The sequence below is a fragment of the Bacillus sp. JH7 genome (assembly GCF_001563515.1).
GTDB classification, from domain to species: domain Bacteria; phylum Bacillota; class Bacilli; order Bacillales; family Bacillaceae_G; genus Bacillus_A; species Bacillus_A cereus.
The window spans coordinates 109,491-125,063 of the sequence record NZ_LPUS01000032.1; the positions used below are offsets into that span (position 1 = coordinate 109,491).

Sequence of the window (15,573 nt, forward strand, 5' to 3'; positions counted from 1 at the left end):
TTCTCTTTTTTTAATCCGTTTTTTGTGAGTCTTTCATTAGTACTGGATAAAGAATAAGACCTAATACGAACAATCCAATTCCTAAGAAGAATGTTTTTAAATCAGCAGTTCCCGTTTTGATAACCCAAATAGAGTATACCAACGCTAATGTCGTAATGATTCCATCTTTTACTCGAGATCCGGGCAGTATATCATACGTTTCTCCTGTAATAACTAATTTTAATTGGTACAAGGTAGAAACAAGGTATGGAATTAAATAGGCTAATGTTGCTACGACGATAGCGAAACTATACGCTTCTGAAACAGTACCAGAAATCGTTGAAAATAAGAAAATTTGCGTCATTATATTTGTAATCAATAGTGATTTTGAAGGACTACCTTTTTTATTTGTTTTCCCGAAAAACTTAGGGAAAAGTCCATTTTTTGCTGCCTGGTAAGGTACTTCTGAACTAACAACAATCCAGCCAACTGTAGATCCAAATAAAGATATAAGAGCGAGTAAGGCCATTATATATGCACCTTTATTTCCAATTGCTAAATTTAATGCATCTACTAACGGTTTTTGAGACTCCTTTAAAGCATCTTGCGGAAGAGCTCCCATTGTAAGTAAAGTAATTGACATGTAAATAAGAAGAGCGATAATTAATCCGAAAATCGTAGCTTTTTTTACATCGCGCTGTGATTTTGCACGGTTAGAAAGCATAACCGCTGATTCAATACCGATAAATGCCCAGAGTGTTGCAATAGCAGCTGAATTGATTTGGCCACCTAACGAGATAGATTGTCCTGCTTCATTCATAAAGGTTTGACCGTCTCCGAAATTAGAAGCATTGAAAATGAATAATGTAATTACAATAAACATTGTAAATCCGATAATTTTTGCAATAGTAGCAAGTAGATTCATATTTCCAGCTCGATCAATATTTTGAGAAAGAATATATTGAATTCCCCATAGCATAAGGCTACATACAAGGAAAGTTAACCCTTTTCCGAGTTCTAGTGAAAATCCGTTTATTGAAAAAAGAATTTGCTTACTTTGTAAAACTGGAAAGAATGTTGATAAATATCCAGCAAAGGAAATAATAACAGATGCTGTTGCAGCCCAGTTAGCAGCCCAATATCCCCATGCCATACTATATCCTGCAACTTTACCAGCTTTTTTTGAAGGAAACATCGCTTGAGCATAGCTTTGTGGTCCAGCTTTTAATTCTGGTTTACGAATCGCTAAATTTCCAAATACAAGTGCAATCATAAATACGCCAAGGCCTGTAATACTCCATGCGAGTGTAGAACCCATTGGACCTGATACTTGTGCTAAATTTGCTGGAAGCATAAATACGCCACCGCCAACCATATTCCCGATAACAAATGCTGTTAAAACCCATAATCCCCATTTTTTCGTTTCCATTTTTGTTAACTCCTTTGTAGTAAGTTTTGCTTAAACATCATTTTTTACTAGCTTTTTGACAATAAAAAAAGAGCCATGTAGATAAAAAAATACCTACATGGCTCTTTTGCCAAAGCGTAGGTACAACGGGAATAACCCTTGTACCTACGCGTAATTTTTCCGCTAGGTTTCAAGGGTTACGTATGATGATGATGATGTTTTTGTGCAAATGTAACTACAGTTGTTGTATAAGTAAGCATAGTTCTTTGCTCCCTTTCTCCTCTGATTTTGAAGTTAGTATACTACATGTTTTTTTGAATGAAAAGAAAAATATAAAAATTTTTATAAAAATACGTTTTAAAGATTAAATATTTACCTATATTTTTCTTGTACTGGAAAATAAGTGAGAGATTGGCAGAAGAGTGAAGCATGTTATAATACATATAGAATTAGAAGGTGACAAGGGGCTATTGTAGATGATGAGTAAGTATGAACAAATTTATACAGAAATCAGTAAATCTATTGATAATAAACAATTAAAAGAGGGATGCAAAATCCCATCAGAAACAGAATTAATGAAGCAGTATGAGGCAAGCCGAGGCACGGTGAGAAAAGCTGTAGATTTACTGCAAGAGCGTGGATATGTGCAAAAAATTCATGGAAAAGGTGTTTTTGTTTTAAAGCGAAAAAATATTGAATTTAATTTTGGCGGTATTGTAAGTTTTCAAGAAGAAAATGAACGTTTAGGACGTCATTGTATTACAGAAGTTGTGGAAATGGACAAAGAAAAAGCCACAAAAGAAATTGCAAAATTATTAAATGTAAAAGAAAAAACAGAGATTGACCATATTAAACGTGTACGAAATATTGATGGAGAAAAAGTAATTTTAGATATAAATCATTTTGTATCTGAGTTTGTTCCAGGATTAACGAAAGAAATTGCAACTGCATCGATTTATAAATACATCGAGAAAGAGCTTGGGCTACATATTAGTTATTCGCAGAGGGTAATTGAAGTACAGCCATGTACAGGGGATGACAGAAAGTATTTAGATTTAAATGGAACAGACTATGTTGTCGTTGTGAAAAACTTTACACATTTGTATGATGGAAGTCAGTTTGAATATACAGAATCACGCCACCGTTTAGATATTTTTCACTTTTCGGATGTGGCACGCAGGAAGTAAAGAGGTGGAACAAAATATTGTTTCATCTCTTTTTTTTATAAAAAAAACACAAACTCGTATATACGAGTGTTGACTAACTTATATATACGAGTTAACATGTAATTGTAAACGGTATCAAAAAAAGAAAAGAGGGACGGGAATATGGGGAAAGACTATCGTAAAACAGCAGAGGAAGTGTTGCAGTATATTGGTGGGAAAGACAATATTGAACAAGCTGCACATTGTGTGACGAGGCTCCGTATCGCTTTAAAAGATGAAAGTAAAATAGATAATGATAAATTACAGTCTGTTTCATTAGTGAAAGGAGCGTTTCATAACGCTGGTATATTTCAAGTTGTAATTGGTCCAGGAGATGTAGATCGTGTTTACGCTGAATTGATAACGCTTGCGGGTATGAAAGAATCGACTGTAGCTGACGTAAAAGACTCTGGAAATCAGAAGTTAAATCCAGCTCAAAAGTTTGTAAAAATATTTTCAGATGTATTTATGCCGATATTACCAGCGATCGTAACGGCTGGTTTACTAATGGGTATTAACAATCTATTAGGCGCAAAGGACTTATTTTTTGATGGGAAAAATTTATTAGATGTTTATCCGAACTTAGGCGGGCTTTGGGATTTAATTAATATGATGGCCAATACAGCATTCGTATTCTTACCAGCACTTGTCGGGTGGTCAGCAACGAAGCGTTTTGGTGGTAGTCCAATACTAGGGATTGTTATGGGATTAATGCTTGTGCACCCGGCCTTATTAAACGCTTGGGACTATGGAAAAGCAGCGACTGGTTTAGACGGACAAAAGATTGAGTACTTCGATATTTTAGGACTGTTCCAAATTGAAAAGGTAGGGTATCAAGGTCAAATCTTGCCGGTTTTAGTAGCTGCATTTGTGTTAAGTAAAGTAGAAATTTTCTTAAAGAAACATGTACCAAATGCAATTCAATTATTAGTTGTACCAATTACAACAATCGTTGTGACAGGTGTGTTAGCATTAGGAATTATTGGTCCGGTTACACGTCATATTGGAGATTTATTAACAGTAGGATTAGTAGGTGTATATGAAACAGTACCAGTAGTTGGAGCAGTATTATTTGGAGCGTTATATGCACCACTTGTAATTACAGGTATGCATCATATGTTTATTGCAATTGATTTACAATTGATTGCACAACATGGCGGTACATTTATTTGGCCGATGATTGCTCTTTCTAACATTGCGCAAGGTAGTGCGGCACTTGCGATGTTCTGGATTTCTAAAAATCAAAATGATAGAAGTATGGCATCAACATCAGCCATTTCAGCATACTTCGGTATTACAGAACCAGCGATGTTTGGTGTGAATTTACGAAATAAGTTCCCGTTTTATGCAGCGATTATAGGGTCTGCTGTGGCAGCGATATTCATTACATTAAATGGTGTATTAGCACCTGCTATCGGAATTGGGGGATTGCCAGCATTTATTTCTATCATTCCGAAATCGATTCCGATGTTTATTGTCGGAATGATTATTGCAGTTGTAATCCCATTTACTTTAACATGGTTATTTGCAAAAAGAGTGAAACAGAAGTAGGAGGAAGTTAAACATGAAGGATTGGCATAAAAGTGTAGTATATCAAATTTATCCGAAGAGCTTTAATAGTTATTACAATAGAGAAACCGGTGATATAAAAGGGGTTACAGAGAAACTAGATTATTTAAAAGAACTCGGAGTGGATTATATTTGGTTAACACCGATATACCAATCACCACAAAATGATAATGGATATGATGTAAGTGATTATTACAACATTGATCCATCTTACGGAACGATGGAAGAGTTTGAAGAACTTTTAGCAGAAGCGAAAGTACGTAACATTGAAATTATGCTTGATATTGTTGTAAATCATAGTTCGACTGAACATAAGTGGTTTAAAGAAGCGAAGGAAGATAAAAATAGTCCATATCGTAATTACTATATTTGGCGTGATGAAAAAAATAATTGGCAGTCTAAGTTTGGTGGATCTGCTTGGAAATATGATGAGAAGACGGAGCAATATTATTTACATCTATTTGATGAAACACAAGCTGATTTAAATTGGGAAAATGAAAAACTGCGTGAAGAAGTATATGATATGATGCGCTTTTGGCTGGATAAAGGGGTAACGGGATTCCGATTAGATGTCATTAACTTAATTTCAAAAGACCAATGCTTTTTAAACGATGAAGGTAGTACTGCGACAAGTGATGGACGCAAGTATTATACAGATGGCCCGCGTGTTCATGAATATTTACAAGAGATGAACCGAAATGTTTTTGCAGGAAAAGATGTCATTACAGTTGGAGAAATGTCATCTACGACAATTGATAATTGTATTAAATATTCTAATCCTGAGCGTAATGAATTAAGCATGACGTTTAGTTTCCATCATTTAAAAGTAGATTATCCGAATGGTGATAAGTGGACGAAAGCAGAGTTTGATTTTATTAAATTAAAAGAGATTATGTCTAACTGGCAAATTGAAATGCAAAAGGGCGGAGGATGGAATGCGTTATTTTGGTGTAATCATGACCAGCCTCGCATCGTGTCACGCTTTGGTGATGATGGAAAGTACCGAAACAAATCTGCAAAAATGTTAGCGACAGCCATGCACATGCTGCAAGGAACGCCTTATATTTATCAAGGGGAAGAAATCGGTATGACGAATCCTAAATTTGAGTCCATCGAGCAATATCGTGATGTAGAATCGTTAAATATATACGATATAAAGCTAAAAGAAGGGCTATCAAAAGAAGAGATTATAGGGATTTTAAAGCAAAAATCTCGTGACAACTCTCGCACTCCGATGCAGTGGAATGAAGAGATGAACAGTGGTTTTACAACAAGTACACCTTGGATTTCAGCGGCTGAAAATTTTAAAGAAATAAACGTAGAGAAGGCATTAGAAGATAAAGAGTCCGTATTTTATCATTATAAAAAGTTAATAGAGCTTAGAAAAACGTATGATGTAATTACAGAAGGAGAATATGCTATTTTGGATAAAAATGATCCTAAAATTTGGGCATATACTCGTACTACAGAAAGTGAAGTACTACTTGTTATAAATAACTTCTATGGAGAAGAAATAACGTATTCAGTACCAGCGCACGTTCAGTTAGATGGAATGAAACAAGAAGTACTACTGTCGAATTATAAAGATGCCAGCAAGGATATTGCAAAACTTAACTTAAGACCATATGAATCAATTGTGTATCGATATACGAAATAAAAAGGTTGTATGCCCGAGCGGCATACAACCTTTTTATTTTAAGACACCACTATACAAAATGCTTACTTCTACTTCAGGTTTGAATTTTACTTTTGCATAATCTTTATTCCAATTTTTTTTCTTCCATAAGTTAGGATGATAAGCGATAAGATGTCTTCCAATACCGAAAGCATCACAATTTGCTTTTTGTAGTTTTCGTGTTATTTTTTTCGCTTCTTTCGTGAGTTGTTTAGAAAGTTCTTTATTTAGTTTTTCTCTATCGTCCATTGTATACATATTATCTCTCGGAGATTCAAGTGCTATAACTTTTAATTGGAGCTTAATGTGAGCATAAACATTTCCTTTTTTATCTGTTGTTATTTTTAAGTCGCGTTTTAATTTTCGATTACTAATTTCCATTGTTAAATAATCAGATGTCTTCTCAGATTCATCACTAGTCAGTTTTTGGGTTATACGGGCACTTGTTCCCATTTTTCCGGTTAATAATACGAATAAAACAGATTGTTGCAAAGGTAAATGCCCAGTTAATTTATCATTGTTAAATAAAGCTAACCCGTTTGTAACTACTTCTTTTCCTTTTATTTTTATAGAAGGAAGGGTAAAGTCTTTACCGGGATCTAACATTTTTGTAGCAGCTGTTTCTAAAGTTTCTTTTGGAAATACACTCATATCTTCTAAGCTTTTCACTTTTTTCTTTAGAAAATCTCCAATTAGTAAATTTCCTATTTTCTTTTTTTCGAGTATCTCCGATGATTCACCATCTACTGCAATAAGTTTTACTAAAGCAGTTGGGTTTGTTGGATCTCGAAAGCTGACATCTAAATAGGGGAGTATACCCTTTTTTAGAATTTTGGTTCCGAGTAATTGAACACCATATTTAAAATAGCGAATATTCCCAGTCACATTTTTTTTTAGGGCATCGCCTGTATCCATTATGTTATGCCCGGTTGCTGAATATATTTCATTCTCAAATGAAGATTGCTCTCCGCTTGAACTTTTTACGAGCTCGATTGTTTGCTGGAGTTTATTCTCTTCCGTAATATCAGCTCCAACGCTATAAGCTAAACTTGCCTCCCTTAATGGTTCTTGATCCCAACAGCCAGAAAGGAGGGAACTAGCACATAATATTAAAAGTAATTTAACTCTTTTTGGGAACATACTGTTCTCCTTTCTTCTTTCTTATTATTGAATAAAGTAGAAATAAAAGAGGGAGAACAACGATGAAAATATAGGTGAACTTATCAGTGAAAGTTGAAATTACTTTTAATTCTTCAGGTGTATCTATAAATAAGGCTACACTAAAAGCAATAATACCAACGATTGGAACAGCCTTTTTATGATTAGCAAGGTTGAATATATGTCCAATTCCGATTGAAGCAGCGCAGTAATAACTAGCAATAGAAGCGACAACTGTTATCATCCAAATTGGGATGAAGATTAGGTCCGTTCGATCTATAATTCCAATATGCAAGGAGCGTAATAAGTAAGCAACTGGCTCTGGAATAAGCTCAATTTGCTTTGGACTAAATACGATAAAGCAAATCCAAACGGTAAAAGTATAAAAAAGAGTTACAAATCCATTGGCGATAGAAATGGCCTTCAGTTTTGCAATAGAACTCCCATTTACTTTTGGAAAAGCGATAAGAATAATTTCAAAACCATACATGGCTGTAATTGTTTCCTTGGATGCTTGAATTATATTCCACCATCCGGCTTCTGTAATAGGAAAAATATAAGAGAAATCAGCTCGTGAAAGCCCTAGGGCAATTAAAAGGGCCATTGGAATAATGAGAATAGAGGCCATGACATAAAATCGTACGATGACTTTAAATGTGTTATAAGCTACATAACAACAAGCTACTGTACATAATATGAGAATTGCAGACCACGGAGTTGCGTGTAAAACCCATACTTTAATGACGTTACAAGCATTCAACATAACCGTCATACCGATAAGGGTAAAATAAAAAACATAAGAAAAGCCCAATAGTTTTCCTAACTTATTACCAAATAGCATACAAACACTTTTATACATATCTGCATCAGGAAATCGTTTTAAGAAAAGCCACATAAGTAAAATAATAAGTTGAATGGCAAGCCCCGCAATGAGCGCAGAAATCCAACCACCACCTTTTGCTATCGGATGAAGCCGGTTAGGTAGAGATAGTATACCGACCCCAATTTGGCATTGAATAACGAAAAAGGTAAATTGAACAAGTGAAATTTTACTTTGCGTGTTTGTCACCGTCCTCATCCTCTCTCGTTACATGTTGGCGCTGCATTTTTTTCGGTTTTGGATCATGTGGTCTTTCCCAAAATGACCAAATTGGTAGTCTTATGAAAGAATCTTTCATATCTTTAATCCGCATCGGGGCAACAGGAGAAAGATATGGTGTATGAAATGAATGAAGCTGACATAAGTGAACGAAAGTTATAATGAGACCGAATGATATTCCTACATATCCGAATATGGCAGCAAGGAGCATTAATGGAAAACGAAGAATCCGAACTGCTGAACTCATATCGTTTGATGGAACGAGAAAAGATGAGATTGCAGTTAAAGCTACAACGATGATCATTGTGTAAGAAACGAGTCCAGCTTTTACAATTGCATCCCCAATTACTAAACCACCTACAATACCGATTGTTTGTCCAACGCGGCTCGGCAAGCGAATACCAGCTTCTCGTAATAACTCGAAAATTAACTCCATTAAGAGAGCTTCAAAAATAGGAGGAAGCGGTACTTTCTCTAATGAAGCTTTAATCGTATACACAAGTTCGAGCGGTAACACATCAGGATGAAAAGCAACAGTTGCAATATATAAAGCTGGTAAGAGAAAGGCAATTAAAAAACTTACTAAGCGAATCATTCGGACGAAAGAACCGACAATCCAACGGTTATTATAATCATCTGGTGATTGATAGAAAGCAAATAACGTAACAGGAACGATGAGTGCTGTTGGATCTCCATCAGATAAAATAGCAACACGCCCTTCCATTAAATTAGCAACAGTTCTATCTGGACGCTCTGTATTTAATTGCTGCGGAAATGGGGAGAAAGACGTATCCTCTATAAATTCTTGTATGTATCCTGGTGGCATAAGTGCATCCGTTTTAATGGTTTCCAATCTTCTTTTCACTTCTATAACTAAATCGTCATTCGCTATATTTTGCATATAAGTAATTGCCACTTTCGTGTGCATTTCTTCACCGAGTGTAAAATACTTAACAACTAAATTTGGACTCTTAATGAGTTTACGAATAGAGGTTAAATTAGTTGCTAGATCCTCTACAAAACCAGTATGTGGACCGCGCACAACTCCTTCATTATCAGGCTCTGCTATATCTCTCTTTAAAGATAAGGTTGTTTCGAAAATACAAAAACTGTCGACGTGTTCATGAAAATATAAGGATTTACCTTGTAATAAAAGTTGTATCCCATAATTTAAATTCGTTTCTTTTTTCATATTTAACGTAGAAAAAGCTTTATCTAAAGATAAATCTGATCGCGTTAATAATGGCTCAAGGACTAACTGATGAATTAGATTTGGATCTGCTAAAGATTCGATATATAAGATTGCTCCTTTTCCGTTTTGAAAAGGGAGATCTAATTTTTTTATATCATCAGAATGAGAAAGTTTATTTTCAATGTAATTAATGTTCTCCGGAAGTGATGGAAACATATGCTTTTGTTTTTTACTCTCTTGTTGTTCTTTTTGCTCTGTCATAATTTCCACCTCTCTTAAAGTGCAATTGTTTCTGTTAATTTTTGTCGTTTGTGAGAAATTTATGCTTGAATTATTTTAAAAAAAGAGGATTGAAGGTTACGTTACATTGTCTTTTGTGCATTATTCAATTTCATAGCAGTACTTCTAACATTTGTGTCGAATTAAGAAGATATATAGGAGGGATATATATGGAAATAGCTGTAGAACGTGTTTTTACGAAAGAGATTTTAAAAAGAGCAGCGAATTTGTTTCATGTAACAGTGGAAGAAAAGCCACTTGGAGATTTTGAGAATTATATTTTTAAGGCGAAGGGTGATAATGATGAAGATTACGTATTACGTTTAACACATTCTTCTCATCGTTCTAAACAAGAGGTAGAGGCTGAACTAGATTTTTTACGATATGTTGCGGAGAATGGGGCAAAGGTAGCAGGACCTCTTTATTCAACGTCTCGAAATCTCGTAGAAGAAATCGTAGCAGAGGATGGAACGTTCTTTTCCGCTTCTTTATTTACATATGCAAAAGGTGAGCAAGTAAAAGGAGAGGAATCGCCTTATTGGGGCGAGCCTCTCTTTGAAGCATGGGGAAAAGCGATTGGGCAACTGCATCGCCTTACAATGGAATATCCTAAAACAGATTACCGTGATACGTGGGAAGAAGACGAAAGTGGAATTGTTAATGAATTAGAAGATGGTCAAGTGAAAAAGATTGCAGCGGTACTAATGGATGAAATTAAGGCCCTTCCAGTTGAAAGAGAAACGTTCGGTCTTATGCACGGTGATATCCATCAAGGTAATTTTCATTATGATGGTAAAGAGCTAACAATCTTTGATTTTGATGATGCGGCTTATAATTACTTTATACATGATTTAGCGATGGTTCTATACTACTCTGTTCTATTTACAACGTGGACAGCAGAAGAGAAGACAGATTTTGCTCGTAAACAGTTACAAGTGTTACGAAAAGGATATGAGTATGAGCACAGGCTGGCGGATAGTTGGTATGAATCGTTGCCACTATTTTTACGTTTACGTGATATAGGTTTATATGGAACGCTTCAGAAGAAGTTTAAAGGGAAAGATATGCCTGATAACTTCTTGAAATTATCAGAAGAGCTATACGAAAGAATTATTAAAAGAGAAGCAATTGTGAATATATAATACATTTAGTTCAAAACAAAGTATATAAAACAAATATATACTTTGTTTTTTTATACAAAAATATGTTTACTTTATTAAAATAATATTGTCCTAGATTCGGTATGCACTTATAATTTTATATATATTCTGAATATTCTTTATAAAGAAGGAGGGGGAATGTTGGAAACTTTCGTAAATTGGTTAAATAATATTGTTTGGAGTCCAGCACTTGTTTATTTATGTTTAGGAGTAGGTTTATATTTTTCTATTCGAACGAAGTTTTTACAAGTAAGGCACGTAGGAGAAATGGTGAAGCTGACATTTCAAGGAGAAAAATCAGAGGCTGGTGTTTCTTCATTCCAAGCGTTAGCACTTTCGTTATCAGGACGTGTTGGGACAGGGAATATCGCTGGGGTAGCAACAGCGGTTGCATTCGGTGGACCAGGAGCTGTATTTTGGATGTGGGCAGTAGCCTTTTTAGGGGCAGGATCAGCTTATGTTGAATCAACACTCGCGCAAATATATAAGACGAAACATCAAGGGCAGTTTCGTGGTGGACCTGCTTATTACATCGAAAAAGGTCTAGGAGTTAAATGGTATGCTTTAGTATTCGTTGCAGCGACAATTCTTGCAACAGGGCTTTTATTACCAGGTGTGCAAGCAAATAGTATTGCTGTAAGTTTAGAAACGGCTTTTGGTATTAATACTACCGTATCAGGGGCTATATTGGTTGTTGTATTAGCTCTTATCATTTTTGGTGGAGTAAAGCGAATTGTTAACGTAGCGCAAGTTGTCGTACCCTTTATGGCAATAGGCTATATTTTAGTAGCCTGCGTCATTGTTGCTATGAATATTGAAAAATTGCCAGAAGCATTTATGTTAATTATAAGAAGTGCTTTTGCATTAGAGGCGGCTTTCGGTGGTATTATCGGTTTGGCAATTTCTTGGGGAGTAAAACGTGGTATTTATTCCAATGAAGCAGGGCAAGGAACCGGACCACATGCAGCAGCAGCTGCTGAAGTATCACATCCAGCTAAACAAGGTTTAGTGCAAGCATTTTCCGTTTACATTGATACATTATTTGTTTGTTCAGCAACAGCATTTATGATGATTATTACAGGCATGTATAACGTATTTGATGCAAGCGGAAAAAACTTTATCGTAAATAAATTAAATGGTGCACAGCCAGGGCCGGGATATACACAGGCAGCAGTAGAATCTGTTTTCCCTGGATTTGGAAACGGTTTCGTTGCAATCTCGTTATTATTCTTCGCGTTTACAACAATTATGGCGTATTACTACATTGCAGAAACGAATATCGCGTACTTAAATCGTGATAAAGATCGCCCTTGGATGTCTATGGTACTAAAGTTTGTATTTTTAGGAGCTGTATTCTACGGCTGTATAAAAACAGCAGCAACGGCTTGGGCTTTAGGCGATATTGGGGTAGGAATTATGGCATGGGTAAATATCATTGCGATTTTACTATTACAAAAACCTGCATTAGTCGCATTAAAGGATTATGAAAAACAGAAAAAAGAAGGAAAAGATCCAGTATTCGATCCAGGGCCATTAGGAATTAAAAATGCTGATTTTTGGGAGCATGAATACGGGAAAGATAAGAAAGAAGAAGTATCTTAACAGAATAGAAATGAAGAAGCAAAGGGGAAACTCTTTGCTTTTTTTTATGGACAAATTGAAGCTAAAAGTTATTTTTGGGACTATTTTTGAATATAAAAAGAATGTACATGCATTGTTAGGGGAAGGGGGAGTATGTTGATAGAATTTCGTAATGTAAATAAATATTATGGTAACTTTCAAGTTTTGAAAAATATTAATGTGCAAGTGAAAAAAGGCGAAGTGGTAGTAGTTGTCGGGCCTTCAGGATCAGGAAAAAGTACATTGCTTCGATGTATAAATCAATTAGAGGCAATTACAGATGGAGAATTAATTGTACAAAATACAGAGGTACACAATAAAAAAACGGACATGAATGAATTGCGGCGAAATATTGGGATGGTCTTTCAACATTTTTATTTATATCCACATAAAACGGTTCTTCAAAATATTACATTAGCACCGATTAAAGTAAATAAAGTTTCCAAAGAAGAAGCAGAGAAAACAGCAATGCTTTATTTAGAGAAAGTAGGAATCCCAGAGAAGGCTAACGTATATCCACATCAATTATCCGGAGGACAACAGCAACGGGTGGCAATTGCTAGAGGACTTGCAATGCAGCCGGAAATTATGCTATTCGATGAGCCTACGTCTGCTCTTGATCCAGAGATGATTGGAGAGGTACTTGATGTTATGAAAGCACTGGCTAAAGAAGGGATGACAATGGTCGTTGTCACGCATGAAATGGGATTTGCTAGAGAGGTAGCAGATAGGATCTTATTTATGGATGATGGTCAAATTATTGAAGATACAACACCGGCGCACTTTTTTGCAAACCCTGAACAAGAAAGAGCTCGTTTATTTTTAAGTCGGGTGCTAAATCATTAGAGGAGGAATTCCATGCTTAAAATGAAAAAATTATTTACTTTAATCGTATTTTCATGTTTATTCGTGCTTGTTGTTGCTGGTTGCGGAAGTAAGAAAGATGAGGCAAAGGAAACAAATACGAAGCAAGGCGGGGCTGTTGAACAAATTAAGAAACGAGGGAAATTAGTAGTCGGGGTAAAGAATGATACGAATTTATTTGGATTAAAAAATCCTTCAACAGGGCAGGTAGAAGGATTCGATGTTGATGTCGCGAAGGCACTTGCGAAAAAGATTCTTGGAGATGAAAAGAAGCTAGAGCTGAAAGAAGTAACGTCTAAAACACGTATTCCAATGCTGAAAAATGGTGATATTGATGCAATTATTGCAACAATGACAATTACGGAAGAACGCAAAAAAGAAGTGGATTTTTCAGATGTATATTTTAAAGCAGGACAATCGTTACTTGTGAAAAAAGGAAGCAATATTAAGAGTGTCGATGATATAAAACAAGGCGTTAAAGTATTAGCTGTAAAAGGGTCAACATCTACAAATAACATTCGTCAAAAGTCACCAGAAGCGACTGTATTAGAGTTTGAAAATTATAGTGAGGCATTTACAGCGTTAAAGGCAGGTAAAGGTGATGTGTTAACGACAGATAATGCGATCCTTTACGGAATGGCAAAACAAGATTCTAATTATGAAGTAGTAGGAAAAATTTTCACAGATGAACCGTATGGAATTGCAGTGCAAAAAGGGGCAGATGATTTAACGAAAGAGATTAATACTTTAATTAAAGACATGAAAGCAAGCGGAGAGTATGACAAATTATATGAGAAATGGATTGGACAAAAACCAGAAAAGTAGATAGTAAAAGTGAGAGGATGAGAGTACTCATCCTCTTCTTGTAAAGAAAGAGGGGAGAATATGTGCCTGATTTTTCTATATTAACGAATAACATTGATATGTATTTAGAAGGATTTAAATATACAGTTATGTCTAGTGTAATTGCATTGATAGGTAGTTTTATTTTAGGAGTAATTTTGGCAGTAATGCGTATTGCACCTATTCGTATTTTAAATTGGATAGGATCAGCTTTTGTGGAGTTTGTAAGAAATATTCCACTCGTATTAATTGCATTTATATTCTATTTTGCTTTACCTGTAATAGGAATTACTTTAAATGGTTTTGTAGCAGGAACAGTTACGCTTACGGTATATACGGCAGCTTTTATTGCAGAAGTAATTCGCGCTGGTATTTTATCAGTTGCGAAAGGGCAAATGGAAGCTGCTCGCTCTTCAGGGCTAACGTATGTGCAGGCGATGTATTATGTTGTCTTACCACAAGCTGTGAAAATTGTAATTCCCCCTTTAGGAAACCAGTTTCTCAATTTAGTTAAAAACTCCTCAATACTTGGAATCATTGCTGGTGCTGATTTAATGTATCAAGGAGATTTAATTTCAACGAAGACGTTTGTTACGTTTGATGTTTATATATTTGTCGGGATGTTTTATTTAATATTAACAATTCCGCTCAGTATGCTAGTGCGTTATTTAGAAAAACGCTTAGCAAAGGAGGCGGTGTAAATGGATTTCAAGGGAGCAATTACAGGAGATCATATTCTATTTTTATTAAAAGGATTACTTATAACATTAGAGGTAGCGCTCATAGCAATTGTACTTAGTTTTATTATTGGAAGTGTAATCGGTATATTGCGCTACACGAAAATACCTGTCGTCTCACAAATATTAGGAGTTATAGTTGAAGTGATTCGAAACTTACCACTACTGTTAATTATATTTTTCACGTATTTTGCACTTCCAGAAGCAGGCTTGAAATTAGAAATTATAACAGCTGCAATTGTTGCTTTAACAATATTTGAGGCAGCAATGATATCTGAAATTGTTAGAAGTGGTTTATTGTCTATTGAAAAAGGGCAGGTTGAAGCCGCAAGATCTTCGGGATTAACTTATGTGCAAGCGCTTTGGCATATTATTTTGCCACAAGCATTAAGGAGAATGGTTCCGCCGCTTGTCAGTCAATTTATTTCATTGCTGAAGGATACGTCGCTAGCGGTTGTTATATCACTCCCTGAGCTTATGCATAATGCTCAAATTATTAGCGGGCAAAATGTGAATTACATGATTCCAACATTTATATTAGTAGCTTGTATGTACTTTATCGTAAATTATAGTTTATCAATTTTATCGAGAAGATTAGAACTTCGTTGACTCTTACAATATATGTAAGGGTTTTTTCCTTGTTTCTCCTTATTTTCCTCTAAATAGAATCTAAACCTTGCAATAATTCGATTTTTATATTATTTTATCAGAAAAGTTTTAATTTTATATAGAAAATGTAATCGCTTTCGTGTATATTTTTATTATCAGAAAATTTTAACAAGATA

Annotated in this window: 13 protein-coding genes; 9 read left to right on the top strand and 4 right to left on the bottom strand. The window is 35.2% G+C overall.

The features are described 5' to 3' along the window. Window positions 1–10: 10 nt before the first annotated feature. On the bottom strand, window positions 11–1,408 hold the full coding sequence (locus tag AU379_RS26535; protein WP_000448444.1) for an amino acid permease: 1,398 nt from the start codon (window positions 1,406–1,408) through the stop codon (window positions 11–13). Between the two features lie 455 nt (window positions 1,409–1,863). Here AU379_RS26535 and treR point away from each other — a divergent pair, with 455 nt between their 5' ends. The 3 genes from treR to treC all read left to right on the top strand — a co-directional run bounded on the left by treR (window position 1,864) and on the right by treC (window position 5,818). Further along, on the top strand, window positions 1,864–2,574 hold the full coding sequence (gene treR, locus AU379_RS26540) for a trehalose operon repressor (RefSeq protein ID WP_061140056.1): 711 nt from the start codon (window positions 1,864–1,866) through the stop codon (window positions 2,572–2,574). A gap of 141 nt (window positions 2,575–2,715) precedes the next feature. Beyond that, complete coding sequence (gene treP, locus AU379_RS26545) at window positions 2,716–4,143, top strand: PTS system trehalose-specific EIIBC component (RefSeq protein WP_044584129.1); 1,428 nt, start codon at window positions 2,716–2,718, stop codon at window positions 4,141–4,143. Between the two features lie 13 nt (window positions 4,144–4,156). Then, a complete protein-coding gene (gene treC, locus AU379_RS26550; protein WP_044584130.1) occupies window positions 4,157–5,818 on the top strand; it encodes an alpha,alpha-phosphotrehalase in 1,662 nt (553 codons plus the stop codon). A 33-nt stretch (window positions 5,819–5,851) separates the two neighbouring features. Here the strand turns inward: treC and AU379_RS26555 are convergent, their stop codons facing one another. The 3 genes from AU379_RS26555 to gerKA are packed head-to-tail and all read right to left on the bottom strand — an operon-like array spanning window position 5,852 to window position 9,546. After that, the gene (locus tag AU379_RS26555; protein ID WP_000484124.1) at window positions 5,852–6,976 is read right to left on the bottom strand and encodes a Ger(x)C family spore germination protein; all 1,125 of its coding nucleotides are present in this window, start codon (window positions 6,974–6,976) and stop codon (window positions 5,852–5,854) included. Continuing rightward, a complete protein-coding gene (locus tag AU379_RS26560) occupies window positions 6,957–8,063 on the bottom strand; it encodes a GerAB/ArcD/ProY family transporter (protein WP_000185796.1) in 1,107 nt (368 codons plus the stop codon). The genes AU379_RS26555 and AU379_RS26560 overlap by 20 nt, the downstream gene beginning before the upstream one ends. Continuing rightward, a complete protein-coding gene (gene gerKA / locus AU379_RS26565; protein ID WP_000139243.1) occupies window positions 8,044–9,546 on the bottom strand; it encodes a spore germination protein GerKA in 1,503 nt (500 codons plus the stop codon). The genes AU379_RS26560 and gerKA overlap by 20 nt, the downstream gene beginning before the upstream one ends. Before the next feature lie 188 nt (window positions 9,547–9,734). Here gerKA and AU379_RS26570 point away from each other — a divergent pair, with 188 nt between their 5' ends. The 6 genes from AU379_RS26570 to AU379_RS26600 all read left to right on the top strand — a co-directional run bounded on the left by AU379_RS26570 (window position 9,735) and on the right by AU379_RS26600 (window position 15,397). After that, entirely contained in the window at window positions 9,735–10,706 is a 972-nt protein-coding gene (locus AU379_RS26570; RefSeq protein ID WP_000401648.1) for a phosphotransferase, read from the top strand. 159 nt (window positions 10,707–10,865) lie between these two features. Next, window positions 10,866–12,326: an alanine/glycine:cation symporter family protein gene (locus tag AU379_RS26575; RefSeq protein WP_033689169.1), complete on the top strand. Its 1,461-nt coding sequence runs from the start codon at window positions 10,866–10,868 to the stop codon at window positions 12,324–12,326. 132 nt (window positions 12,327–12,458) lie between these two features. After that, window positions 12,459–13,190: an amino acid ABC transporter ATP-binding protein gene (locus AU379_RS26585; RefSeq protein WP_044584131.1), complete on the top strand. Its 732-nt coding sequence runs from the start codon at window positions 12,459–12,461 to the stop codon at window positions 13,188–13,190. Window positions 13,191–13,202: 12 nt separating this feature from the next. Continuing rightward, entirely contained in the window at window positions 13,203–14,033 is an 831-nt protein-coding gene (glnH, locus tag AU379_RS26590) for a glutamine ABC transporter substrate-binding protein GlnH (protein WP_000916491.1), read from the top strand. A gap of 62 nt (window positions 14,034–14,095) precedes the next feature. Continuing rightward, window positions 14,096–14,752 (top strand): amino acid ABC transporter permease, encoded by a 657-nt coding sequence (locus AU379_RS26595; RefSeq protein ID WP_001112667.1) that lies wholly within the window; start codon window positions 14,096–14,098, stop codon window positions 14,750–14,752. Next, complete coding sequence (locus AU379_RS26600; protein WP_000345955.1) at window positions 14,753–15,397, top strand: amino acid ABC transporter permease; 645 nt, start codon at window positions 14,753–14,755, stop codon at window positions 15,395–15,397. It begins immediately after the preceding gene. Window positions 15,398–15,573 lie beyond the last annotated feature (176 nt).